The 24,148-nt window shown below is 67.1% G+C and carries 17 protein-coding genes; 5 read left to right on the top strand and 12 right to left on the bottom strand.

Going from position 1 to position 24,148, the window contains the following annotated elements:
• Position 1: 1 nt before the first annotated feature.
• Positions 2-3,415, bottom strand: a complete 3,414-nt coding sequence (locus AC0IX4_RS22245; RefSeq protein WP_471831191.1) for a TM0106 family RecB-like putative nuclease — start codon at positions 3,413-3,415, stop codon at positions 2-4.
• A 30-nt stretch (positions 3,416-3,445) separates the two neighbouring features.
• On the bottom strand, positions 3,446-4,399 hold the full coding sequence (locus AC0IX4_RS22240) for an alpha/beta hydrolase (protein ID WP_471831190.1): 954 nt from the start codon (positions 4,397-4,399) through the stop codon (positions 3,446-3,448).
• Positions 4,400-4,488: 89 nt separating this feature from the next.
• Between AC0IX4_RS22240 and AC0IX4_RS22235 the strand changes: the two genes are divergently transcribed.
• Positions 4,489-5,088, top strand: coding sequence for an alpha/beta hydrolase (locus AC0IX4_RS22235; RefSeq protein ID WP_471831188.1), 600 nt, complete (start codon positions 4,489-4,491; stop codon positions 5,086-5,088).
• 1 nt (position 5,089) lies between these two features.
• On the opposite strand, the gene AC0IX4_RS22230 is transcribed toward AC0IX4_RS22235, so the two are convergent.
• Both AC0IX4_RS22230 and AC0IX4_RS22225 read right to left on the bottom strand, forming a co-directional pair.
• Positions 5,090-6,652: a molybdopterin-dependent oxidoreductase gene (locus AC0IX4_RS22230; RefSeq protein ID WP_471831186.1), complete on the bottom strand. Its 1,563-nt coding sequence runs from the start codon at positions 6,650-6,652 to the stop codon at positions 5,090-5,092.
• Positions 6,653-6,767: 115 nt separating this feature from the next.
• Positions 6,768-8,558, bottom strand: coding sequence for an AMP-dependent synthetase/ligase (locus tag AC0IX4_RS22225; RefSeq protein ID WP_471831184.1), 1,791 nt, complete (start codon positions 8,556-8,558; stop codon positions 6,768-6,770).
• Positions 8,559-8,704: 146 nt separating this feature from the next.
• Between AC0IX4_RS22225 and AC0IX4_RS22220 the strand changes: the two genes are divergently transcribed.
• Positions 8,705-10,399: a DEAD/DEAH box helicase gene (locus AC0IX4_RS22220; protein WP_042574868.1), complete on the top strand. Its 1,695-nt coding sequence runs from the start codon at positions 8,705-8,707 to the stop codon at positions 10,397-10,399.
• Positions 10,400-10,481: 82 nt separating this feature from the next.
• Here the strand turns inward: AC0IX4_RS22220 and AC0IX4_RS22215 are convergent, their stop codons facing one another.
• On the bottom strand, positions 10,482-11,765 hold the full coding sequence (locus tag AC0IX4_RS22215) for an MFS transporter (RefSeq protein WP_471831203.1): 1,284 nt from the start codon (positions 11,763-11,765) through the stop codon (positions 10,482-10,484).
• Between the two features lie 313 nt (positions 11,766-12,078).
• Here AC0IX4_RS22215 and AC0IX4_RS22210 point away from each other — a divergent pair, with 313 nt between their 5' ends.
• Positions 12,079-14,397: a putative bifunctional diguanylate cyclase/phosphodiesterase gene (locus AC0IX4_RS22210; protein WP_052493259.1), complete on the top strand. Its 2,319-nt coding sequence runs from the start codon at positions 12,079-12,081 to the stop codon at positions 14,395-14,397.
• Here the strand turns inward: AC0IX4_RS22210 and AC0IX4_RS22205 are convergent.
• Positions 14,363-14,980 (bottom strand): histidine phosphatase family protein, encoded by a 618-nt coding sequence (locus AC0IX4_RS22205; RefSeq protein ID WP_471831183.1) that lies wholly within the window; start codon positions 14,978-14,980, stop codon positions 14,363-14,365. The two genes, AC0IX4_RS22210 and AC0IX4_RS22205, sit on opposite strands and share 35 nt — an antisense overlap.
• A gap of 99 nt (positions 14,981-15,079) precedes the next feature.
• On the opposite strand from AC0IX4_RS22205, the gene AC0IX4_RS22200 reads away from it, so the two are divergent.
• Positions 15,080-16,255: an acyl-CoA dehydrogenase family protein gene (locus AC0IX4_RS22200; protein WP_042574865.1), complete on the top strand. Its 1,176-nt coding sequence runs from the start codon at positions 15,080-15,082 to the stop codon at positions 16,253-16,255.
• Between the two features lie 11 nt (positions 16,256-16,266).
• Complete coding sequence (locus AC0IX4_RS22195; RefSeq protein WP_471831181.1) at positions 16,267-17,397, top strand: acyl-CoA dehydrogenase family protein; 1,131 nt, start codon at positions 16,267-16,269, stop codon at positions 17,395-17,397.
• A 65-nt stretch (positions 17,398-17,462) separates the two neighbouring features.
• On the opposite strand, the gene AC0IX4_RS22190 is transcribed toward AC0IX4_RS22195, so the two are convergent.
• From AC0IX4_RS22190 to AC0IX4_RS22165, 6 genes are all read right to left on the bottom strand, one after another.
• Complete coding sequence (locus tag AC0IX4_RS22190) at positions 17,463-18,437, bottom strand: 2-hydroxyacid dehydrogenase (protein ID WP_471831180.1); 975 nt, start codon at positions 18,435-18,437, stop codon at positions 17,463-17,465.
• On the bottom strand, positions 18,434-19,747 hold the full coding sequence (locus AC0IX4_RS22185) for an enolase C-terminal domain-like protein (RefSeq protein ID WP_471831202.1): 1,314 nt from the start codon (positions 19,745-19,747) through the stop codon (positions 18,434-18,436). Before AC0IX4_RS22185 ends, AC0IX4_RS22190 begins: the two co-directional genes overlap by 4 nt.
• Before the next feature lie 686 nt (positions 19,748-20,433).
• Positions 20,434-21,150: a TSUP family transporter gene (locus AC0IX4_RS22180; protein WP_471831179.1), complete on the bottom strand. Its 717-nt coding sequence runs from the start codon at positions 21,148-21,150 to the stop codon at positions 20,434-20,436.
• Complete coding sequence (locus AC0IX4_RS22175; protein WP_042574860.1) at positions 21,147-22,178, bottom strand: ABC transporter ATP-binding protein; 1,032 nt, start codon at positions 22,176-22,178, stop codon at positions 21,147-21,149. Before AC0IX4_RS22175 ends, AC0IX4_RS22180 begins: the two co-directional genes overlap by 4 nt.
• Positions 22,150-23,166, bottom strand: coding sequence for an ABC transporter ATP-binding protein (locus AC0IX4_RS22170; protein ID WP_471831178.1), 1,017 nt, complete (start codon positions 23,164-23,166; stop codon positions 22,150-22,152). The genes AC0IX4_RS22175 and AC0IX4_RS22170 overlap by 29 nt, the downstream gene beginning before the upstream one ends.
• On the bottom strand, positions 23,163-24,146 hold the full coding sequence (locus AC0IX4_RS22165) for an ABC transporter permease (RefSeq protein ID WP_082043077.1): 984 nt from the start codon (positions 24,144-24,146) through the stop codon (positions 23,163-23,165). The genes AC0IX4_RS22170 and AC0IX4_RS22165 overlap by 4 nt, the downstream gene beginning before the upstream one ends.
• Positions 24,147-24,148: the final 2 nt, after the last annotated feature.

The raw sequence follows: 24,148 nt of genomic DNA, 5'->3' as shown, positions 1-24,148 counted from the left end.
GCTACTCGTCCGGACTGACCCGCATGAATGCGCCGAGCAGCGACAACTCGGCCGGCGACGACGGCAGGTAGTGCGTCAGAGCGGGTGACCGCACGACGTACGCCGCCCACTGTCCCCGTGACAGTGCGACGTTGATCCTGTTGCGGGACAACAAGAATTGCATTCCGCGAGGTACGTCCTCGGGTGCCGACGCCGCCATCGACACGATCACCACCGCAGCCTCGCGTCCCTGGAACTTGTCGACGGTTCCGCACGACGCCTCGCCCAGGCCGGCGTCGTCCAGCGCGGCACGCACCGTGGCGACCTGCCCGTTGTAGGCAGCGACCACCAGCAAGTCCGACGCGCTGAGCGGCCGTGTTCCCCCATCGCACGACCAGGCCGATCCAACCAGTGACCGTGCGAGCCGGACGATCTCCACCGCTTCCTCGTGGGACGACGTGGCGTTGCCGACGTGGTCGACCAGCACCGTGTGGACGCCCGGCTCGACTCCCGTGAGGTTGCGCACCTGCACCGACTCGTGCGAACTCAGGCGGCCGTCGTAGGACAGGTCGGACACCACCGAGCACAACGCCGGGTGCAGACGCCGCGTCGTCGCGAGGAAGTAGCCCAGATGCGCGGGCAGGGTGTCCGATCCGTCCGCGAGCCAACCCAGTGCCGACGTGTCCACGGGTTCGGGATGGCTGCCCTGGCTGACCTGAGGCAACTGCTGCGGGTCACCCAGCAGCATCAAATTTCGAGCCACCCTGGCCACGGCGACGGTGTTGGCCAACGAGAACTGTCCTGCTTCGTCGACCACCAGCAGATCGAGTTCCAGTTCCTGGAATTCGTTCCGATTGGTGAACGGCCATGCCGTTGCTCCGACCACGCATCCCCCCGTCCGGGAGGCAAGGTACTCCGAGTACGAGTCGATGCCTGTCCACTCGTGTGGCCTGTCCGACGACACCTTCTTGGCCACGCGGTCCGGGTCGAGACCGGCATCGATCACTCCGTCGAGCAGATTTTCGATCACCGAATGCGATTGGCCCACCACGCCGATTCGCCACCCGTGCTCGCGGGCGAGCGCAGCGACGACCCGAGAACCCGTGTACGTCTTGCCCGTTCCGGGCGGTCCCTGAACAGCGATGTACGAGTCGTCCAAATCCAGCAGCGACGCCGTGATGGACGCGATGACGTCACCGTCGGCCGCGATGCCCGTGAGGCCCGCCCCCGACCGCAATCGCGGCGGATCACGCCTGAGCAGGTCGATCACCGCCGATGCCGGAAGGGTGGGCAGACCGGCCGCCACCTCCGCCGCCGTCGCGGCGATGGCGGCGCTGAGACTCTTCGTGGAGATGAACGAGTCCGGCGTGGTGGCAACAGGTTCGGACAGATGGGGTTCCGCACCCTTAGACAGCGACTCCTCGAGTGTGACCAGTGAGCCGTCGTCGCTGACGTCGAGGACCGTGCCCTTCATCGTCCAGCGGTACTGGGGGTTCGCGCGCTTCTCGGGCGCGACCCATTCGGGTGCGGGCGGTGCGTAGAGCACCGTGACCTTCGATCCGACCCCACGGCTACCGGGTCCGAACTCGCCGCGCAGCACCGTCGTACGCCGCGGCAACTTGCGGCCTGTCGACGCCCACTCCGACATGGACTCGACCCCCTCGACCATGAACACGTCCCGAGTATCGGCCCACTCGTCCATCGGGGAGGACAGGCGGTCGAAGTACGCCCACCAGAACGGCTTCGCTTCCCTGTCGTGGTAGCCCACAGCGGCAGCGAGCAGAGCTACCGCCTGCTGGTCGGTGGTCCGCGAACCGGGTTCACCGGCGGACTCCCACAACGCATCTCGCGACGCGTCGGCATCGTCGACAGGCGGATCGACCGGAGCTACCGGCCCGCGCAGTGCGACTCCGGCAGCCCGGGCGCGATCGACCATCCAGTCGCGCAGCTCCAGCGTCGACACGCAGTCGTACTCGTTGTAGTCGGCGATCTCCGACAACACCTGCGCCGCCTCCTCGACGTCGCCGCGGTCTCGAAGGTCGCACCAGCGCGCGTACTCGGTGATCGATGCGACCGCATCCGCCACATCCCCACGGACCTCGGTCATGTACAGCGGTTCCAACTTCTTGATGCTGTAACTCCGCGCTCCGATGCGCAGAGCTGATCGCACGACGGGATACAGGTCGACCAGGACCTGCTGCCGCAACAGGTGATCCACCTCGTTCTCGTACACGCCGTGCCGCGACGCCAACCGCAGCAGGGCCGACTTCTCGTACGCCGCATAGTGATACACGTGCATGTCGGGGTACTTCTCGCGCCGGGCCAGTACGTAGTCCACGAACTCGACGAACGCGGACTTCTCCTCCCGCCGATCGTGCGCCCAGAACGGCCGGAACGCGCCGTCGGACTCCACGACGCCGAACAGGTATTCCAATCCCCAGTCCGCCGACCCGTGCTCGCTGTAGAGGGGATCACCCTCGAAGTCGAAGAAGATGTCGCCCGGATCCGGGGCCGGGAGTGCTCCGAGCGCGCTCGGGGTGTGGACGTCCACGACCGGTTCCCCGGTGCTCTCCTGCTCGACCTGCGCACGGGCCTGGGACCGCAGTCCGGCGAGGCTGCGCTCGGGCAGATCGGGAATCGAGCCCTCGGACGCGGCGAGATCGTCGATCGTGGTGATGCCCGCAGCGACGAGAGCTGCTCGTTGCGACACCCTCATGCCCGCCACGAGCAGCAGGTCGCGCTGCGCCTCGACCTCGGGTGCGCAGTGCTCGCATCGGAAGCAGGCGCGAATGTCGAGGTCGGCCCACGACGCCGGCAGCAACTGCTCGTAGTGCGCTGTCAGCAGAGCCACCATCTCCCGCCGCGCCCGTCGATAGACGGGGAGCACGTCGGGGAGGTGGACGGTGCTGTGGGTGCCGTCGCCGAGCACGAGGTGTCCGGTGGGGGACACCGGGATCCCGGCCGCCGTCAGTGCATCGGAATACGCGGCGATCTGCAGTACCGACGGGACTCGCTCGCTGCGGGAGAGTTTGGTGTCGTGCACCTCGTAGCTGTCGGTCGCCGGATCGAGCACGAGGAAGTCGCTGAATCCCAGGAACTGCCCGTCGAAGAACGTGCCCTGGTAGATCACCGGAACGCGCTCCGCCGCGGCGGCGATGGTGGCAGCCGCGGCTGTGGCCAGCTCGGACGGAATGCGCTTCTCCGGCTTCGGAATCATCGCGACGCCGTCCGGGTGCAGCCGCTTCAGGCGGAGCAGTTCGCGGGCCTCGTGATCGCTGCCCAGGCGCGCCAGCCGCGCGAACATGGCGTCGTCCACGCTCTCGACGTCGATGCGGCCGAGAGACGCGTCCAGGGTGCGCAGCAGCGCGTATTCACACTGCGATGCAAGTGCCAGATCGCCTGCGCTGTGGACGAGGGAGTCTCCGGTGACGAACATTCCGCCACCCTAGCCAGCTCGTCCGACAGGTCACCGGGTTCCGAGGGCCGGTGCGATGGTCGTTCCCCACGCCTCCTTCAGCTGGTCCTCGAACAGTGCCCAGCTGTGCGATCCCTCGCCTCTCATCGAGATGGTCGCGGGTACACCGGCCCTGCGTACCGAGTCGGCGAAGATGCCGGTGCAGGTGTTCACCATGGCCTCCACCGCCGCTCCGCCGAACGGGGGAATGCTGCCCGGCGGGATCCGGTCGACGGGGCCGGGGAGGCCGCTCGCGGATCCTGCGTAGACAGCCGTTCCGCGGAGACGGTCGGCATTCAGGGAGGGATCGTGCTGGGCCCAGGCCGGCGATCCGGGAGGGCCCCACATGTTGAACGGATTGTTCAAGGCGCCGCCGATCATGATGGAGATCGCTGCCTGCGCCAGCGGGTTCGACGAGGCGGGGCACCCGCTGATCGAGGCGGCGGCTCGGTAGAGGCCCGGTGCCTGGACGGCCAGGTCGAGCGCCGGCCCGCCGCTCATCGACACACCCGCCACCGCGTTACGACGGGTGCTGCCGAAGTGCTGATCCATCACGCCTGGCAGTTCCCGCGTCAGATAGGTCTGCCACTTGTTCGATCCGAGGATCGGATCGTCGGCGAGCCAGTCCGTGTAGAAACTCAGACGCCCACCGATGGGGAGCACGACGGTGACGTTCTTGTCGGCGAAGAATCCCGGGGCGCCGGAGTTGTTGATCCAGCCGACTCCGTCCTCGTTGCCCAGGGCGCCGTTGAGCAGATACAGCGTGGGGAGCGAACCGCCCCGCGCGGGTCGGAGGACATCGTTGGGGACGACACGGTTCATCGACGGCGACCAGACGTCGACGACGGAGTGTGTCGGCGAGAGTTCACGCACTCCGACGACGTGCGGTCCTTCGGCGGCACCGGACGGCGGTGCCGACATCACGGCGGCAATCACAGCAAGCACGACGACGAAAACCAACTTCATGGTCCGATAATTGCAGACGACGACCGACCGCGGGGTTCGGTTCTGTGTCGATGCGATTGCTTTTCCATCACATCGGCCACAATGGCCCCATGCCGTTCTTCGAGGGATCCCGCGGACGCGTCCACTATCGACGGTGGCCGTCACCGGATTCGCGGGTAAGCCTCGTCTTCCTGCACGGCCGCGGACAGCACACGGGCCAATACCACCGATTCGGCGCGGCGATGGCCGCCCGCGGAGTCGACACCTGGGCCCTCGATCACATCGGCCACGGTCTGTCCGAGGGTGAGATCGCCGACGACCTGGCGTATCTCGATGCGCTCGCGGAGAACGCCCGCCACCTGGTCGACGTGGCCGGCGGGAACGTCGCGGTCATGGGGCACTCGATGGGATCGGCCACTGCCGTGCGCATGCTCGGATCGGGGACGACCGCACTGTCCACGGTTCTCGTCGCCGTTCCGCCGCGCGCCGTCGGCCACGACGATCTCGTGAGAGCCTGCAACGCACCGACTCTGGCGCTGCACGGCATCGACGATCGCATGGTGCGCGTCGACGGAGTCCGCGACATCGCGCGTGGGGTGCCGAACCTGACGCTGCGCGAGTACGAGCATGCCGGGCATGACCTCCTGCACGAGAAGGTCCACAAGGACGTGACCGACGCTGCCGCCGATCACGTCCTCGAGTACGCCTGACTCAGCTGACGATGATGGTGCGGGTGTGCCAGCCGGTCGACCCACCGGGGATCGGGGGAGTGCGCTCCTCGACCTGGGTGTTGCCGTCCTGATCCGTGGCGCGGACCTGGATGTTGTGGTTTCCCGCAGTGGCGTTCCAGTCCCAGTACCACTGGCGCCACGTGTCGATCGTGTACTGCTCGGCCAGCGTCGCCGGCTCCCAGGGGCCGTTGTCCACTCGGACCTCGACGCGGTCGATACCGCGGGTCTGGGCCCATGCGGTGCCTGCCACGCGGACCGCACCGGGAGCGACCGGGGCGAACGCCGCCGGCACATCGATGCGTGATGCCGTCTTGATCGGAGCTTTGTCGCCCCAACCACGGTCGGTCCAGTAGGCCTTGGCCGCGTCGAAACGCGTGAGTTCCCAGTCGACGACCCACTTGGTCGCGGACACGAAGCCGTAGAGACCGGGAACCACCTGGCGGACCGGGTAGCCGTGCTCGACCGGGAGGGGTTCGCCGTTCATCGACACCGCGAGGATCGCGTCACGTCCGTCCATCAGCGCTTCGACGGGAGAGCCGATGGTCATGCCGTCGATACTGGTCGAGAGCAGCATGTCGGCGTCGGCCTGCACGCCCACCTCCTCGAGCAGATCCTTGATGGGGAAGCCGATCCAGGTGGCGTTGCCGGCCAGCGGGCCACCGACCTCGTTGGACACGCACGTCAGCGTGACCACACGCTCGATCGGTGTGCGGGCCATCAGGTCGTCCCACGTCAGAGTCATCTCGCGGTCGACCTTGCCGTGGATCTTCAGCTGCCATTCCGACGTGGTCAGCTGCGGCACCTGGAGGGCGGTGTCGATGCGGTAGAAGGTGTTGTTGGGGGTGACGAAGGGGGTCGCGCCCTCGACGCCGATGTCGGTCCCCGCGGGGATGGCCTTCGCCGTCTCGCCGGCGGCCACGCTCGGCAGGCGGAAATTCTTGATGTCGTCGGCGACTCCGGCGACGCGATCGCCCAGGTAGCGTCCGGCGACTCCGGCCGCGACGGCCACTGCGCCGGCTGCTCCGAGCAGAACGAGGAACTTGCGTCGGGGCATGAATCCGTCGACGGTGTCGGACGGAACCTCGAGAGCCCGGGTGAGGGCCTGCAGGACCGCGATGCCGACGACGACACCGACGACGGTGGGGATGACGTCGCTCAGGGTCGAGGTGGGTCGCTGCATGACGGCGTAGACGCCGATAGCGCCGAGGACCAGCAGGATCACCGAACCGATGGGCCGGGCGGGCCGTTCCAGGAGGCCTGCGATCGCGGCGATGATCGCGATGCCGATCGACATGCCGACGAACAGTGCTGTCTTGTCGTTGGTGCCGAACGTCTCGATCGCGAACTCGCGAGCAAACGCGGGAGTGCGGTCGACGGTGGTGGATCCGACCGCGAAGAACGGGGACGAGGCGGAGCTGAACAGCAGCGACAGGATCTCACCGACTCCGAGGACCATGCCGGCGGCAACGACGCCGCTGAGCATCCGCGCGAAGGGATGGACACGAGTGCGCGCGGTGTCGGGCTCGGTGAGTGTGGTGGTCATGACACTCATTCGTCACGACCCCTGCATCGGCTTGCTTTGGTACTGATCACCCACAACGAGCGACGCGCGCCGGTGAGGAGTTCTCACAGACGCGCGTCGGTCGGGGCTCGGAAGGTCAGCCGCCGTAGATGTCGGCGACCTCGGTGGCGTGCGATTCGAGGATCACGTTGCGCTTGAGCTTCATCGTGGGGGTGAGCTCACCCGACTCGATGGTGAAGTCGCCGGGCAGGATCGTGTACTTCTTGATCTGCTCGGCCTTGGAGACCTTCGAGTTCGCGGTCGCGACGGCCTTGTCGATCTCGGCGACCAGGTCGGCGTTGGTCGTCAGATCGCTCGGCGTGGTGCTCTTGTCCAGGTTGTGACGCTCGAGCCACCCTGGCAGTGCTTCGGGATCGAGAGTGATCAGCGCGCCGATGAACGGCTTGGCATCTCCGACGACGAGGCACTGGCTGACCAGCGGGTGCGATCGGATGGAGTCCTCGAGGCCGGCAGGTGCGACGTTCTTGCCGCCGGCGGTCACGATGATCTCCTTCTTGCGACCGGTGATCGAGAGGAAGCCCTCCTCGTCGAGAGATCCCAGGTCGCCGGTGTGGAACCAGCCGTCCCGGATCGACTCCTCGGTGGCCTTGTCGTTGTGCCAGTAACCGGAGAAGACGACAGGTCCCTTGACCAGGATCTCGCCGTCCTCGGCGATCTTGACGGCGTGACCGGCGAGCGGGCGGCCCACCGTGCCGATGCGCTGCTTGTCGGTGGTGTTGACGGTGACAGCCGCGCTGGTCTCGGTCAGGCCGTAACCCTCACGCACCGGCACTCCGATGCCGCGGAAGAAGTGCCCGAGGCGAGCGCCGAGGGGGCCGCCACCGGACAGTGCGCTGGTGCACCGTCCGCCGAGTGCAGCGCGCAGCTTGGAGTAGACCAGCTTGTCGAAGAGGGTGTGCTTGGCCTTGAGGACCAGGCCGGCACCGCCCTTGTCCTGCGCGATGCTCCACTCGATCGCGACGTCGGCGGCCTGATCGAAGATCTTGCCCTTGCCGCCGTCGTGCGCCTTCTGCTTCGCCGAGTTGTAGACCTTCTCGAACACGCGGGGCACCGAGAGGATGAAGTCCGGCTGGAACTCCGCGAACTGCTCGACCAACGTCGTGGTGTCGGAGGTGTGCGCGACGGTCACCTTCGCCTCGAACGCACCGAACGACACGGCGCGGGCGAACACGTGCGCCATCGGGAGGAACAGCAGCGTGCGCTTGCCCTCGGTCATCTGGTCGTGCAGTGCCACCTGGGTGGCCGTGGTCTCGGCGTAGAAGTTGGAGTGCGTGAGCTGCACACCCTTCGGGCGCCCGGTGGTACCCGAGGTGTAGATGAGGGTCGCGGCGGACGACGCGGTCACCTGCTGGCGTCGGGCGTGCAGGTCCTCGTCGGAGACCGAGGAACCGCGCGTGGAGAGCTCGTCGATGGCGCCACCATCGAAGCTCAGCACCTCGCGCAGATCCGCCGCGCCGTCGGTGACGTCCTTCATGCGGGTGAGGTGCTCGGAGGTCTCGACGACGAAGAGCTTCGTCGCGGAGTCCTCGAGGATCCACTGCGCCTGGTCGGCTGCCGAGGTCTCGTAGATGGACACGGTGCACCCACCGGCGGTCCAGATGGCGTAGTCGAGCACCACCCACTCGTAGCGGGTGCCGGCCATGATCGCGACGCGGTCACCGAACTCGACGCCGGAGGCGATGAGGCCCTTCGCGACGGCGGCGACTTCGTCGGCGAAGGTACGTGCCGTGACGTCCTTCCACGAGCCGCCCGCGCGCCGTTGGAACGGTACCCAGTCGGGGGTCTCGTCCGCGTATCGGAACACGGTGTCGGCCATCGAGACGTCGTCCGGAATCGTGTAGGACGCGGGAACGGAATATTCGCGCACAGTATCTGTACCTTCCAGTTGCAGCAGGTGTGGTGTGTATCTCATCACATGCATCGGTGCAACGGTGAACGAAGTACCGCATCCGGTTTGTCCGGTTCCATCAGATGGCGGTCGGGTGGGCGTACCTCGACTAGACTCTGGTACACATGAGCACTTCCGAGTCGGAATCGGCCCCTACCGACACCACCACGTTCGCCGATCTGGGCATCGACGAACGTGTGTTGAAGGCCTTGTCGGACGTGGGGTACGAGACCCCGTCCCCCATCCAGGCTGCGACCATTCCGCCGCTGATGGCCGGAAACGACGTCGTGGGCCTCGCGCAGACGGGTACCGGCAAGACTGCCGCCTTCGCCGTGCCGATCCTGTCCCGCCTGGACGTGTCCAACCGCGTTCCGCAGGCTCTGGTGCTCGCGCCGACACGCGAGTTGGCCATACAGGTCGCCGAAGCGTTCGGTAAGTACGCGACCCACATCCCCGGTCTGCACATCCTGCCCATCTACGGCGGTCAGGCGTACGGCATCCAGTTGTCGGGCCTTCGCCGTGGCGCGCAGATCGTCGTCGGTACCCCCGGCCGAGTGATCGATCACCTCGAGAAGGGGACGCTGGACCTCTCCCACCTCGAGTACCTCGTCCTCGACGAGGCCGACGAGATGCTGAAGATGGGCTTCCAGGAAGACGTCGAGCGCATCCTCTCCGACACCCCGGAGTACAAGCAGGTCGCGCTCTTCTCGGCCACGATGCCGTCGGCGATCCGCAAGATCTCGCAGCAGTACCTGCACGATCCGGTCGAGATCACCGTCAAGACCACGACATCGACGGCCCCGAACATCACGCAGCGCTACGTCCAGGTCGCGCACCAGCGCAAGCTCGACGCTCTGACGCGCATCTTCGAGGTCGAGGACTTCGAGGCGATGATCATCTTCGTCCGGACGAAGCAAGCCACTGAGGAGCTCGCCGAGCGCCTGCGCGCACGGGGATACTCCGCCGCCGCGATCAACGGTGACATCGTCCAGGCTCAGCGTGAGCGCACCATCGGTCAGCTCAAGAACGGTCAGCTGGACGTGCTGGTGGCTACCGACGTCGCGGCGCGTGGACTCGACGTCGAGCGCATCTCGCACGTCGTCAACTACGACATCCCGCACGACACCGAGTCCTACGTCCACCGCATCGGTCGTACCGGTCGCGCGGGCCGCGCCGGCGAGGCACTGCTGTTCGTCGCCCCTCGGGAACGGCACCTGCTCAAGGCGATCGAGAAGGCCACGCGTCAGCCGATCACCGAGATGCAGCTTCCCAGCGTCGAGGACGTCAACGCGCAGCGTGTCTCGAAGTTCGCCGACTCCATCACCACGTCACTGTCGTCGACGTCGCTGGCGATGTTCCGTCGCCTCATCGAGGACTACGAGCGCGAGCACGACGTGCCGATGGCGGACATCGCCGCGGCCTTGGCGACCCAGTCGCGTGACGGAGACGCGTTCCTCATGTCGCCCGAGCCGCCGCCCGCGCCGCGGGAGAAGCGCGAACGACCCGAGCGCAAGTTCGACGACCGTGACGCGCCCCCGTTGCGCAAGTCGCGCAAGGGAGATCAGGACCTCGCGGTCTACCGCATCAGCGTCGGCAAGCGGCACAAGGTGGCTCCCGGAGCCATCGTCGGTGCCATCGCCAACGAGGGCGGGTTGCGGCGCAGCGACTTCGGGCACATCAGCATCCGGCCGGACCACAGCTTGGTCGAGCTGCCTGCGGATCTTGCCGACGAAACTTTGGAAGCCCTGCGGCGCACCAGGATCAGCGGCGTGCTGATCCAGTTGCAGCGCGACGGCGGACCGCCTCGCGGCCAGCGCTGACCCACCGAGACCCCCGCGAGTACGGCCATAGTGTCGTTGCGCGGGGGTTTTTCGCGACACTACGGACGTACTCGCCCGGCCGTCAGCTCCGAACTGCCGACGGATGTGCCTGCGTGTCGACGCCGGGAACCCCGCGGCCGCGGATCGACGCGCCCGCCGTCTCGGCGACGAAGAACAGTGCGACGAGGCCGACGACGCACGCGCCCATCATGTAGAACGCCGGCACGAGGTCGTTGCCCGTCCGCTCGACCAGCCATTCGTTGGCAGCCGGCGCGGTTCCGCCGAACAGTGACGTGGACACGTTGTAGGCGATGGCGAAGCCGGCGAAGCGCACGTGCGTCGGGAACATCGCGGGGAAGGTCGCCGAGATAGTCGACAGCTGCAGGACGTACAGCAGACCCAGCACCGTGAACGCGACGATCGCCCACCCGAAGTTGACGGTCATCAGCATGTACATCGGGATGGCGAAGATCAGCAGGCCGACCATCGAGATCAGCCACAGCGGCTTGCGCCCGATGCGGTCGGACAGTGCCCCGGCGAACGGGATGACGACCATCATCGCCAGCTGACCGATGACGACGAGGAACAGTGACGCGGTGCTGGACAGGCCGATTCGGCTCTCCAGGTAGGTCGGCATGTAGCTGAGCAGCGTGTAGTTCGTGACGTTGAGCGCGACGACCAGACCCATGAGGGTCAGGATCGGCTTCCAGTACGTGGCGATGAGGTCGCGGAACTGGGTCGACACCTTGTGTTCGACGGCGTCCTGATCCTCGAGCTCGCGGAACACCGGGGTGTCCTCGAGCTTGGACCGCAGGTAGAGACCGATCAGGGCGAGCGGTCCGGCGACGAAGAACGGCAGTCGCCACCCCCACGTGTCCATGAACGCGTCCGTCGACAACAGGTCGACCGCGAGCACCACCAAGGCGCCGAGCGAGAAGCCGCCGAGGGTGCCGAATTCGAGGAAGCTTCCGTAGAACCCGCGCTTGCGGTCGGGGGAGTACTCGGCCATGAATGTCGCCGCACCGCCGTACTCACCGCCGGTGGAGAAGCCCTGGATCATGCGCAGGATCACCAGGAGGATGGGCGCCCAGATGCCGATCGACGCATAGCTGGGGATCACGCCGATCAGGAACGTGGCCGTGCCCATGATGACGATGGTCAGAGCGAGGACGTGTTTGCGACCCAGCCGGTCTCCGAGAGGTCCCCACACGAGTCCGCCGATAGGGCGCACGAGGAACGAGACGGCGAAGATCCCGAGGGTCAGCAAGGTGGCCGACTCGAGGTCGTCCGGGAAGAAAGCGTTCGCGATGTACGTCGCCGTGTACGCGTAGACGCCGTAGTCGAACCACTCGGTCGCGTTGCCCATGGCGGAGGCGGCGATCGCTCGCTTCAACACTCCCGGAGGAGCATCCTTCGGGCGGTCTTGGGCACCTGTATCCGAAACGGTCATTCACCCAGACCTACCGAAGTCGGGCCCGAAGTCCCGCATCCTCAGGGGCGATCGGTCTCTTCGTTATCCCATCGTTATCGGCGAATCGGGCCCACAGGGCCTCGGCGAAGGCCCGTCGGAACGGCCCGACACCGCGGTTCTCCTGCGACAATGGTGTCGGTATCCCCGCGCTCGGTTAGGTTGAGCGAGGGGTCGGGAGGGTCGCGCAGCGCCGAGGAAGGACGAGTCGATGGTCTCGACGCCTGTCTCGCCGCCGTCCCGCGTCGCCGGACGCCTCGGATTCTCTCGGCGCAGACCGTCGCCGGGTACCTACCTTCTTCTCTCCCTCGCTGTCGCCACGGTCGTCCTCGCGGCCTACTTCGCGGTCCCCGGCGGTGCACGACACGGCGTCTTCGCCGTCGCCGCCGCCGGGTGCATGATCGCGGCGCTGGTCGGGCTCAAGCGCAACAGTCTCGCCGACACCTTTTCGTGGCGATGCGTCGTGGGCGCGTCGACAGCATTCCTCGTGGGACTGTCCCTGCGAGACGTGCGCGACGTCTTCCCGGAGTCGCTGCGGCTGGTGCCCGAGTTCCTCGTTCTGCTCGGGTACGCGCTCGTGGTCGTCGGGATCGTCGGGTGGTCGGGAAGTGGGCGTCTCGCCAAATCGCTACCCACGGTCGTCGACGCGTTCCTGGTGACGCTCGGTATGACGTTCGTGTCGTGGGTGCTGCTGATCGCGCCCGCTTTGTCGTCGACCGACGACGTGCCGTTCGTCGTCGTCAACGGGTTGTTCCCGGCGATCGACGCGGGCCTGTTCACGATGGCGTTCTTCCTGCTGCTGTCGAGGCGGCGTGTGAACGTCTCGTTGACGCTTCTGGTGGTCGGTCTGCTGGCCAGCCTCGTCGGGGACCTCGGTTACGCGATCGCCACGGCGCGCGGCGTGACCGCACCGATGGTGACCCTCGACGCGACCTATCTCCTGTCGTTCGTGTTCCTCGCCGCCGCGGCGCAACACCCGTCGATGGCCCGAGTCGGGCGGAGCGCCGGCGTGACGCCCGCCCTGACGCGACAACGAATGACCGTGGCGGTGGCACTGGTGGCCACTTGCTCGGCTCTGCCGCTGGTGGGTCCGAGTGCGGGAACCGCGGACATTCTCGTGCGGTCGGTGTTCCTCGCCGTGATGCTGGTCGGCTTGTTCATTCGCGGAGAGCGCGCACTGAGCCGCGCGCAGCACAGTGAGGACACGGCGCGACACGACGCCACCCACGACACCCTGACGGGTCTGCCGGACAGGTCGATGCTGGCCGGAATCCTCGACCGGACGCACGAGGTCCCCTACGCGCCGTGGCATCCGACGACGGTGTTGTTCCTCGACATCGACAACTTCAAGATGGTCAACGATTCCTACGGGCATCGCGCGGGAGACGAACTGATCGCCGCCGCTGCTCGGCGGATCCTGTCCGTCGTCGATGCCGCGGACTCCGTCGTCCGATATGCCGGAGACGAATTCGTCGTCGTGACGCAGTCCGACCGCCAGACATCCGAGCGCCTCGCGGCCCGGATGCTCGAGGCGTTCTCGCAACCGTTCGTGTTGAGCGTCGCGTCGCTCTACGTGAGCGTCAGCATCGGTCTCGCGACATCCGGCCGGGCCGCGAGCACCGGCCGGACTCAGCGGGAGGCGGCCGACGAGCTGATCCGCGAGGCGGACACCGCCATGTACGACGCCAAGTCCCGCGGGCCGGGGTCGTACGCGTTCTTCGACGAGTCGCTCCGAACCGCCGCGACGAGGGCCGTCGAACTCGGCACGGCCCTGCGCGGGGCGATCGACCGCGGCGAGATGTCCGTGTACTACCAGCCCATCGTCTCGCTGCGCACGCACAACGTCTACGTCTACGAGGCCCTTCTGCGGTGGCGCAGGCAGGACGAGTGGGTGCGTCCCGACGAGTTCATTCCCATCGCCGAGGCGACGAACATGATCTCCGAGATCGGCACCTGGGTACTCGACACCGCTCTCGGCGACCTCGTACGGCTCCGGGCCGCAGGGACCCCGACCATGACGATGTCGGTCAACCTGTCCGTCCTGCAACTACGCGACGAGCGGCTTCCCGACATCGTCGCGGGTCTGCTGGCCGCGCACGGACTGCACGGCTCGGTTCTCGGCCTCGAAGTGACGGAGAGCGCGCTGATCGCCGATCCGGAGGTGGCGCATCGTGTGCTCGCGCGACTCGCCGAGCAGGAGATCGTCCTGATTCTCGACGACTTCGGAGTGGGGTACTCGTCCCTCGGTCGCTTGCGCGATCTCCCGATCTCGGTGCTGAAGATCGACAGGTCCTTCATCGGCCGCGTGACCGAGGACGAAGCCTCCGTGTCGATCGTCGCGGCGGTCGAGGCCATGGCGTCGGCCCTGTCCATGCGCACGGTCGCCGAGGGCATCGAGACGAGGGAGCAGGAGTTGATCGTCGCCGAACTCGGATGTACGTACGCGCAGGGATACCTGTTCGGCAGACCTGCCCCGGTGGAGACCTACCTGCCGGTCAGCGCCGGCGGCGACGTACCGGAATCGAGTTGATCGTCTCGACCGTCCAGTCGACGTCGCTACCGCTCCGCTGACCCACGAGCACGCTGATCCCTGCGTTCGCGATGCGCGGGGCCGGATGGCCGGTGACGGTATGGAGGATCGCTCGGATGATTCCGCCGTGCGCGACGGCGATGACCGACTCGCCCGGGTGAGTGTCCACGATCCGGTCCAGCCCGCGTCGTCCGCGGACGGCGAGGTCGTGACTCGACTCGGCGCCCGGGTAGCGACCGTCCGGCCAGTACGCCCAGGCGTCGTATCCCGTCATTCCCTCGGCGCGGCCGAAGTGGCGTTCGGCCAGATCGTCGTGATCCGCCGATCGCGGAAGGCCGACGATGTCTCCGATGATGTCGGCGGTCTCGGCCGCGCGGGAGAGCGGAGAGCTCACCAACGTGTCCCATTCGTCGGCTGCGAGCACGGATCCGGCGTCCCGTGCCTGCTGTCGGCCGATGTCGTTGAGCGGGATGTCGGACGATCCCTGGAGACGCCCGTCGATGTTCCAGTCGGTCTCGCCGTGGCGCACGAGGGCCACTCGGACAGAGCTGTTCCGCGCGTCGGAGTCGGCGTGGTCCGTCATGGTCGGACATCAGAATATCGGTCGACGGCACCCCTGTCCGAGCCTGGTTACCGGGGAGTACGGTGCTAACAATCAGCGAATGACTTCGAAAGGTCACAGATGAACCTGGCACTCACCGATGAGGAAGCTGCGTTCCGCGACGAGATGCGGACTTTCTTCCGTACCGAGATCCCTGCCGATATCCGCGAGCGGAACGCGGCAGGCGAGGAACTCGAGCGCGAGGACATGATCACGACGCTGCAGATCCTGAACAAGCACGGCATGGCGAGCCCGCACTGGCCCGTCGAATGGGGTGGCAAGGACTGGACCCCGATGCAGCACCACATCTGGTTGGACGAGCTGCAGCTCGCCTCGGTGCCCGAGCCCCTGGCCTTCAACATCTCGATGGTCGGGCCCGTCATCGCGACCTTCGGTAGCGAGGAGCAGAAGCAGAAGTTCCTCCCGCCCACGCAGAACCTCGACATCTGGTGGTGCCAGGGCTTCTCCGAGCCCGAGGCGGGGTCGGACCTCGCGTCGCTCCGCACGGTCGCTCTTCGGGACGGCGATGAGTACGTCATCAACGGTCAGAAGACGTGGACCACGCTCGGCCAGCACGCCGACTGGATCTTCGTGCTCGCACGGACCAACCCGGATGCGCCGAAGAAGCAAGCCGGTATCTCGTTCATCCTGGTCGACATGAAGACCCCGGGCATCACGGTGCGCCCGATCAAGTTGATCGACGGCGGCCACGAGGTCAACGAGGTCTGGTTCGAGGACGTCCGCGTCCCCGTCGAGAACCTGGTCGGCGAGGAGAACGCCGGCTGGACCTACGCCAAGTTCCTGCTGAGCAACGAGCGCACCGGCATCACGCGCCTCGGGTTCACCAAGACCAAGCTCGCTCAGGCCAAGGCGCTCGCTGCCGAGACCAAGGTCGGCACCGGAACCCTGCTCGAGGACCCGGTATTCGCCGCACGGTTCGCCGAGCTGGAGAACCAGGTACTGGCGCTGGAGCTGACGCAGCTCCGCATCGTGTCGAGCTACGTGTCCGGTAAGGAGAACCCGGCATCGTCCGTGCTGAAGTTGCGCGGCAGCGAGCTGCAGCAGCTGGCGACCGAGATCCTGACCGACGTGGCAGGGCCCGATTCGCTGCCCTTCTCGGCCGGCACCGATTCGCCGACGCCGGTGTGGGCTCAGCGTGCCACCCCGACGTACCTCAACTTTCGCAAGACATCCATCTACGGCGGCTCGAACGAGGTGCAGCGCACCATCATCGCGTCCGGCATTCTCGGTCTTTAGGAGCGCACGACATGCAGTTCGAACTGGACGAAGAACAGAAGCTGCTGCGCGACACGGTGCGTGACGTGCTCGCCCGCAGCTACGACAACGAGAAGCGTAAGGCCGCGGTCGAGAGCGAGCGCGGATGGACGGAGTCGGTCTGGAAGCAGTTCGCCGAACTGGGCCTGCTCGGCCTCAGTTTCGCCGAGGACGACGGCGGCATGGATGCCGGGCCGGTCGAGACCTTCGCAGTCATGACGGAAATCGGTCGCCGCCTCGCACCCGAGCCGCTGCTGGATTGCGTGCTCATTCCGGGTGGCCTCATCACCGAGGTCGGATCGACCGAGCAGCGTCAGCGCATCCTGCCGGGCGTCGCGGAGGGGCAGACCCTTCTCGCGTTCGCGCATTCCGAGCCGGGCTCCCGCTGGCCGGCGGCCGAGGTGTCGACGTCGGCCACCGAGGACGGTGGCTCGTGGGCACTGTCGGGCGTGAAGAACCCTGTGCTGCACGGTGATTGCGCCGATCACTTCGTCATCAGCGCGGCGCTGCCCGGCGGCGGCGTGGGCCTGTTCCTCGTCGCGGCCGATGCCGAGGGTCTCACCCGCAAGACCTACCGCACCCACGACGGTCTGCGCGGCGCGTCGCTCGAGTTGTCGGACGTCGCGGGCGAACCGCTCGGTGACGGCGGCGACGCCAGTGCCGCCATCGTGGCGTCCAACGTCCGTGCGCAGGCGGCTCTCGCTGCCGAGGCGCTCGGTGCGATGGAGGAGTCGCTGCGGCTCACCACCGACTACCTGAAGCAGCGCAAGCAGTTCGGCGTGCCGCTGGCCAAGTTCCAGGCACTGACGTTCCGCGCAGCGGACATGTACGTCCAGCTCGAGCTCGCTCGCAGCATGGCGCTGTACGCCACGATGTCGTTGGCCGACGGATCACCCGATCCGACGGTCGCGTCGCGTGCGAAGCTGCAGATCGGGCGTTCCGCCCGGCAGATCGGCCAGGAGTCGATCCAGCTGCACGGCGGTATCGGTGTGACCGACGAATACCCTGTCGGACACTACTTCTCGCGTCTCACGGCCATCGAGCACACGCTCGGTAGCGTCGACGATCACCTTCGCGTGATCACCGAGGCCCTGGCAGATCACGAGATGCTGGGCGTCTCCTAGCTTCATCCCGACGAAGGCCGGTGACCCGCGTGGTCACCGGCCTTCGTCGTGTCGGGATGTCGGAATCAGGACACGAGATTCTTCACATCGACTCCGTCGGCGATGCGTCGGATGTTCTCGAGAACGTCGCGAGACCGGCCGTCGAAGGTGCGACGGGTGATGCCCGACGAGTGCGGTGTCATGAGCACGTTGGGTAGTGCCCCGAACGGGTACGAGCTGGGGGCTCCCTGTCCGCCGACTCCGGGGTAGTCGTACCAGACGTCGATCGCGGCGGCACCCAGGTCGCCACACGAGAGTGCTTCGTACAGTGGACGTTCCTGCACCAGTGGCCCACGTCCGACGTTGATCAGAACACCCTGCGGCCCGAGTGCGCGCAGCTGCGCGGGACCGATCATGCCGCTGGTCGCAGTCGTCAGCGGAGCGGAGACGACCATGATGTCGGACTCGTCGGCCAGCCTGTCGAGCTCGTCGGTCGAGCCGGCCCAGTCCAGGCCATGGGCGACCACGTCGACGGCACCGCGTCCCGTCACGGCCGCGCCGATGCATCCGAGGGTGCGCAGGAGTGACCAGGACCGCTGCCCGATGTGGCCGAATCCCACGAAGCCCACCCGAGCGCCCGCAGTGGCGTCGGGCTGGGGCAGCGCCTCGTCGTAGACGGAGGTTGCCCACACACCCTGTCGCAGAGCGCGGTCCTGATCGAGGAATCCGCGACGGAGCAGGATCGCTGCGGCGAGCACGTACTCGGCGATCGAGTCCTCGTGATGGAAGGTGTTGGCCACGACGGTCGTCGAGGGAAGTGATGCGCGCGCCACGTTGTCGACGCCCGCACCGACGACCTGGACGAGTCGCAGCCGCGTGCCGGCTCGCGCCATGGCGTCGGTGACCTTGCCGCCCACGTGGATGTCGGCATCGGCAAGGTCGGCGATCAGTGCGTCCTCGTCGAAGCGTTCGTGCCAGGACAGCTCGGTGCCGTCGGGCGTCCCGCTCTCCAGTGTCTCGCGGTAGGGAAGCAGGTTGCGATCGGCGACGACGACTTTCATGCGCGCTGCAGAGCCGGCCGCTTGCTGTCGAACGTCCAGTCCGGGATGAGGAACTGCATTCCCCTGGCGTCGTCGCGAGCGCCCAGCCCCTCGCGCTCGTACAGTTCGCGTGCTGCCTCGACGCGCTCCATGTCGAGTTCCACTCCGAGACCCGGTGTTTCGGGAACTGTCAGGTAGCCACCGTCGATGGTGAACGGGTTCATGGTGATCCGCTGTCCGTCCTGCCAGATCCAATGTGTGTCGATCGCCGTGATCTCACCCGGCGCAGCCGCGGCGACATGGGTGAACATGGCGAGGGAGACGTCGAAGTGGTTGTTGGAGTGCGAACCCCACGTCAGACCCCAGGCATCGCACAGCTGCGCGACGCGGACCGATCCGTTCATCGTCCAGAAGTGTGGGTCCGCCAGCGGGATGTCGACGGCGCCGGACCGGATCGTGTGCCCCATCTCGCGCCAGTCGGTGGCGATCATGTTGGTGGCGGTCGGAAGGCCTGTGGCGCGCTTGAACTCCGCCATCACCTCGCGGCCGGAGAAGCCGCCCTCGGGCCCGACGGGATCCTCCGCGTAGGCGAGGACGTCCCGCAGACCACGGCAGGTCTCGATCGCGTCCTTCAGGAGCCATCCGCCATTAGGGTCCAGGGTGATGCGGGCGGAGGGGAATCGTTCCGCGAGCGCACGGACCGCGTCGGCTTCCTGCGCTGCGGGGAGTACGCCGCCCTTGAGCTTGAAGTCCTGGAACCCGTACTTCGCCTGTGCGGCTTCGGCCAACGCGACGACGGCATCGGGCGTCAGGGCTTCCTCGTGCCGGATGCGGGACCAGTTGTCGGCGGAACTGCTCTCGTCCGATGGGGCGCGGTACGCGAGGTCGGTCTTGGTGCGGTCGCCGATGAAGAAGAGGTAGCCCAGCGCCTGCACCTTGTCGCGCTGGCGGCCGTCGCCCAGCAGGGCAGCGACACTGACGCCGAGGTGTTGACCGAGAAGATCGAGCAGGGCGCTCTCCACCGCGGTGACGGCATGCACCGCGATCCGGAGATCGAAGGTCTGGGCACCGCGTCCGCCGGAGTCGCGGTCGGCGAACGCGTGCCTCATGGCGTTGAGAACCGCGTGGTAGTTGCCCACCGATGCGTTCTCGACGAGGGAGCGAGCATCCTCGAGGCAACGCCGGATCGGTTCCCCGCCGGGTACCTCACCGACACCGGTGCGGCCGTCGGAGTCGGTGAGGACCACCAGGTTGCGAGTGAAGAACGGTGCATGCGCGCCACTGAGATTGAGCAGCATGCTGTCGTGGCCGGCGAGGGGAATCACCCGCATCTCGGTGACGACAGGCGTGGCGCTACGGGTACGAGGAGTTTCGGTGGCGGTGCTCACAGAATAAGGTTAAGACCCGCGATCCATTCCCGTCCAAGACTATTTGTGGATGCAGCGATGCTCAGCGGGTATCGGTGTGGCGGCCTGAAACTAGTGTGCACACTCCTGCCGTGAGGTGCACACCCTGTGCGGCCGGCCGTAGGGGGTGTGCGCTCACGAGAGGGCGTGTGCGCTCGCGAGGACTGTGGTGCATCCGCTGGGGTCGCGCGCTGCGCCAAGGAGTGCACACACCTGCCGTGAAGCGCACACCCTGTGCAGCCGGCCGTAGAGGGTGTGCGCTCACCAGAGGGGGTGTGCGCTCGCGGATTGTGGTGCAGCCGCTGGGGTCGCGCGCTGCGCAGACGGAGTGCACACACTTGCCATGAAGTGCACACCCAGTCCAGTCAGCCGTAAAGGGTGTGCGCTCACCACAGCAGGTGCACGCTTGCAAAGGAGCGCTGTGTCGTAGGAGCGCACTACCCGCCGTGAGGTGCACACCTCGTCCAAGCCGGCCGCAGCGGTCTTCACTCGCAGATGGCGCTGCGCGGATGGAGCGCACACCCCCGCCATGAAGCGCACACCCTGTCCAGCCGGCCGTAGAGGGTGTGCGCTCACCACAAAGGGTGCGCGCTCACCGCACAGGACACACCTCACACCAGCGCATCGACCAGCAGAACCAGTGCTCCACCGGCCGAGACGACGATGGACACCAGCCGGAGCCGGCGCTTGTCCAACACCCGATTCACCCACCGCGACGCCACATAGCCCAGCGCCACGACGGGCAGCAGCAGAGCGCAGGCGACGAAGGACCGCGCCGACAGGGACCCGGTGACGCCGAGTGCGGCCAGAGACATGATCGAGCCGACGAGGAAGAACCCGCTCATGGTGCTGCGGAGTGTCGCTCCGGTGCTTCCGCTCCAGATCAGCGCCATCGGCGGTCCACCGATGGACGTGGCGGTTCCGAGCAGTCCGGATGCCGCACCCGCCGTCATCAGCGAGCGGCGTCGGGGTGCCGGTGACCAGCCGATCGACGTGGCGACGACGCCGAACAGCACGACCGCGCCCAGCATGATCGACAGGCCGCGATCGGGGAGGACGACCAGGAGCGCGGCGCCGGCGATCACGCCGGGAACTCGACCCACCAACGCCCAGCCGGCGCCGCGCACGTCCAGGCTGGTCCGCTCGCGCAGCACGACCAGCGCGGTCAGTGCCGTGGCCAGCAGAATGAGCGTGCCGGGCACCATCCGTGGGTCGATGATCGCGAGGATCGGCGCCGCGACCATTCCCATACCGAAACCGATGGACGACTGCAGACAGGACGCGACGAACACGGCGAGCCCGACAATCGTCCATTCGATTCCGGTCATACGGGCAAGGCGTCCGATCTGGGGTGGTGGCATTCCGCGATGTGCAGGTTCCCGAGACGGCCGACCGTCGGGGGAATGCCCGTCGAGCAGACGTCCGTCGCGTGAGCGCAGCGCGTGCGGAAACGGCAGCCCGACGGCGGGTTCAGAGGCGACGGTACCTCGCCCTCCAGGAGGATGCGCGAACGCCGGGTCGAGGGATCCAGCGTCGGGGCTGCCGACATCAGTGCCTCGGTGTACGGGTGCGTGGGATGGTCGAAGACGTCGTCCGTCGGTCCGGTCTCGATGATGCGGCCGAGGTACATGACGGCGACTCGGTCGGCGACATGCCGCACCACCGACAGGTCGTGCGAGATGAAGACGTAGCTGATGCCCAGTTCCTTCTGCAGGTCGGACAGCAGGTTGAGTACCTGCGCCTGGACCGACAGGTCGAGGGCCGAGACGGGCTCGTCGCACACGACGACACTCGGGTCGAGTGCCAGGGCTCGGGCGATGCCGAGTCGCTGGCGCTGACCACCGGAGAACTCCTGCGGGAAGCGGTGCTCGTCGCTGGGACGAAGTCCGACCAGGTGCAGCAGTTCACGGACGCGGGCGGCGCGGTCGCGCTTGGTCTTGTACATCGTGCGGTGCGTATGCCAGGGCTCGGAGATGATCTCGGCGGCCGACATGCGGGAGTTCAGGGAGCCGTACGGGTCCTGGAACACCATCTGGATCCGCCGACGCCACGCCAGCAGCTCCTTTCCCTTGAGGCTGAACGGGTCGACGCCGTCCCAGGACACGGTGCCCGTATCGGGGCGCTCGAGCATCATCAGCGTGCGCGCGAGAGTGGACTTGCCGCAGCCGGATTCACCGACCAGTCCCAGTGTTTCGCCTCGGCGCAGCGTCAGGTCGATGCCGTCGAGTGCGCGCAGCTTCTTGTGGCCTCCGCTGCCGGCCGCGACATCGAACGTCTTGGACACTCCACGGACCTCGAGCAACGGTGCGGCCTGCGTGGCCGCGGCCTCACTCTCCACTGTCGTCGTAACGGACACCGGACACCTCCTCGGGGAAATGGCATGCGGTCCACCGGACATCGCCGGCGGAGCGCAGTTCGGGACGCTCCGCGACACAGACGGCGCGAGCGATGGGGCAGCGGGCCTGGTAGACGCAGCCGCTAGGAATGGAGTGAAGGTCCGGCGGGGTGCCGCCGATGGACTTGAGGTGCTCGCCGCGCACGGTGGCGACGGGCACGGAGTCCAGCAGCCCCTTGGTGTAGGGATGCTTCGGATCGCCGAACACCTCGGCGACGGGTCCCGTTTCGACGACGGTTCCCGCGTACATCACGGCGACGTCGTCGGCTTCCTCCGCGACGAGGGCGAGATCGTGCGTGATGAGGATGACGGCCATGTCGTGCTCGGTGCGCAGGTCGCGCAGCAGGGACATGATCTGCGCCTGCACGGTGACGTCGAGGGCGGTGGTGGGCTCGTCGGCCAGAAGCACCGTCGGACCCAGGGCCACGGCCATGGCGATGAGCAGACGCTGCCGCATACCGCCGGAGAACTGGTGGGGGTAGGAGTCCGCGCGTGACTCGGGCTCGGGGATGCCCACGCGTTCCATCAACGAGATCGCTTCGACGCGAGCCGCTTTGGCGGACATGCCGCGGTGGATGCGGAACGGTTCCGCCAACTGCGTGCCGACGGTGTAGACCGGGTTCAGCGCTGTCAGTGCGTCCTGGAAGACGATGGCCAGCTCGGTCGCGGCGATGCGGCGGCGGGTCTTGGAGTTCGCCGTGACCAGGTCGGTGTCGCCGAGCATCACGGTTCCGTCGACGACGTCGGCGATGGGTTCGAGCAGACCCACGAGGGCCTGGGCGGTCATCGACTTGCCGCAGCCGGACTCTCCCAGCAGTGCCAACGTGCGCCCACGTTTCGCGCTGAAGGAGACTCCGTCGACCGCGCGGACGGTGCCGGACGGGGTGCGGATCTCGACGGTCAGGTTGTCGACGTCGAGCGCGGTGCGGGCGAGAGCGGGAGCACTCATCGGCGTGCCTTTCTCTTCGAACGCGGGAGGGTGAGGCGCCAGCGCTGCGCCGGGTCGGTGGCGATGCGTGCCCACGCGGCGAGCACGGTCGCGGACACCGTCGTGATGACGATGGCGAGGCCGGGGAAGAACGACAGCCACCAGGCGCTCTGCAGGTAGGTGCGGCCCTGCGAGACCATCAGGCCCCAGCTGATGTCGGGCGGCTGGATGCCGATACCGAGGAAACTCAGGGACGACTCGGCGAGCATCACGAAGCAGAAGTCGAGCGTGGCGACGGTGAGCAGCGTCGGCAACAGGATGGGTACGACGTGACGACGGATCACCGCGCCGCTGCCGGCGCCGAACGTGCGGGCCGCGTCGACGAACACGCGGGAGCGCAGCTCGGCACTCTCGGCACGGGCGGTGCGCAGGTAGATCGGGATGCGGGTGATGGTCAGGATCAGCACGATGTTGGCGGCGCTGGGGGAGAAGACGTAGAGCACGACCACGGCCATGAGCAGGGACGGGAAGCTCATGATGACGTCGGCGACGCGCATCGCGGTGGTCTCTCGCCATCCGCGGTGGTAGCCGGCCCACATTCCGATGACGGAGCCGATGATGCCCGACAGGATCACGGCGGGTACGGCGACCGACAGGGTGGTGCGGCTCGCGAGGATCAACCGGGCGAGCATGCTGCGACCGAGGGGGTCGGTGCCCAGGATGTTCATGAAGCCGGTACTCATCGAGAACGGTGCCAGGTTGGAGCGGTCGAGGTCCTGCCGGGTGGCGGCGTCGGAGACGACCATCGGGCCGAAGATCGCGGTGAGGAACACCAGGATCAGGATGCCGGCTGCGATGGTGGCGACGCGGTCACGCAGCAGCAGTTTCCACAGCGGCATCGTCGTGGTGCGCGACGGCGCCGCGGACTGTGGATCGGGGCCCGGGGGGAGCACCGGAGGAACCGGGATCCCCGAGCTGTCCTTGCTTGCTTCGAGTGTCATGA

This window comes from Rhodococcus sp. AC861 (assembly GCF_979256035.1).
The sequence above is the reverse complement of the archived record's forward strand: the minus strand, read 5'-3'. Positions and strand labels throughout refer to the sequence as shown.

Coding starts and splice junctions, on each gene's coding strand:
- AC0IX4_RS22245 (WP_471831191.1), bottom strand. CDS start 3,415: ATGTTCGTCACCGGAGACTCCCTCGTCCACAGCGCAGGCGATCTGGCA.
- AC0IX4_RS22240 (WP_471831190.1), bottom strand. CDS start 4,399: ATGAAGTTGGTTTTCGTCGTCGTGCTTGCTGTGATTGCCGCCGTGATG.
- AC0IX4_RS22235 (WP_471831188.1), top strand. CDS start 4,489: ATGCCGTTCTTCGAGGGATCCCGCGGACGCGTCCACTATCGACGGTGG.
- AC0IX4_RS22230 (WP_471831186.1), bottom strand. CDS start 6,652: ATGACCACCACACTCACCGAGCCCGACACCGCGCGCACTCGTGTCCAT.
- AC0IX4_RS22220 (WP_042574868.1), top strand. CDS start 8,705: ATGAGCACTTCCGAGTCGGAATCGGCCCCTACCGACACCACCACGTTC.
- AC0IX4_RS22215 (WP_471831203.1), bottom strand. CDS start 11,765: ATGGGCAACGCGACCGAGTGGTTCGACTACGGCGTCTACGCGTACACG.
- AC0IX4_RS22210 (WP_052493259.1), top strand. CDS start 12,079: ATGGTCTCGACGCCTGTCTCGCCGCCGTCCCGCGTCGCCGGACGCCTC.
- AC0IX4_RS22205 (WP_471831183.1), bottom strand. CDS start 14,980: ATGACGGACCACGCCGACTCCGACGCGCGGAACAGCTCTGTCCGAGTG.
- AC0IX4_RS22200 (WP_042574865.1), top strand. CDS start 15,080: ATGAACCTGGCACTCACCGATGAGGAAGCTGCGTTCCGCGACGAGATG.
- AC0IX4_RS22195 (WP_471831181.1), top strand. CDS start 16,267: ATGCAGTTCGAACTGGACGAAGAACAGAAGCTGCTGCGCGACACGGTG.
- AC0IX4_RS22190 (WP_471831180.1), bottom strand. CDS start 18,437: ATGAAAGTCGTCGTCGCCGATCGCAACCTGCTTCCCTACCGCGAGACA.
- AC0IX4_RS22185 (WP_471831202.1), bottom strand. CDS start 19,747: ATGCGGGTGATTCCCCTCGCCGGCCACGACAGCATGCTGCTCAATCTC.
- AC0IX4_RS22180 (WP_471831179.1), bottom strand. CDS start 21,150: ATGACCGGAATCGAATGGACGATTGTCGGGCTCGCCGTGTTCGTCGCG.
- AC0IX4_RS22170 (WP_471831178.1), bottom strand. CDS start 23,166: ATGAGTGCTCCCGCTCTCGCCCGCACCGCGCTCGACGTCGACAACCTG.
- AC0IX4_RS22165 (WP_082043077.1), bottom strand. CDS start 24,146: ATGACACTCGAAGCAAGCAAGGACAGCTCGGGGATCCCGGTTCCTCCG.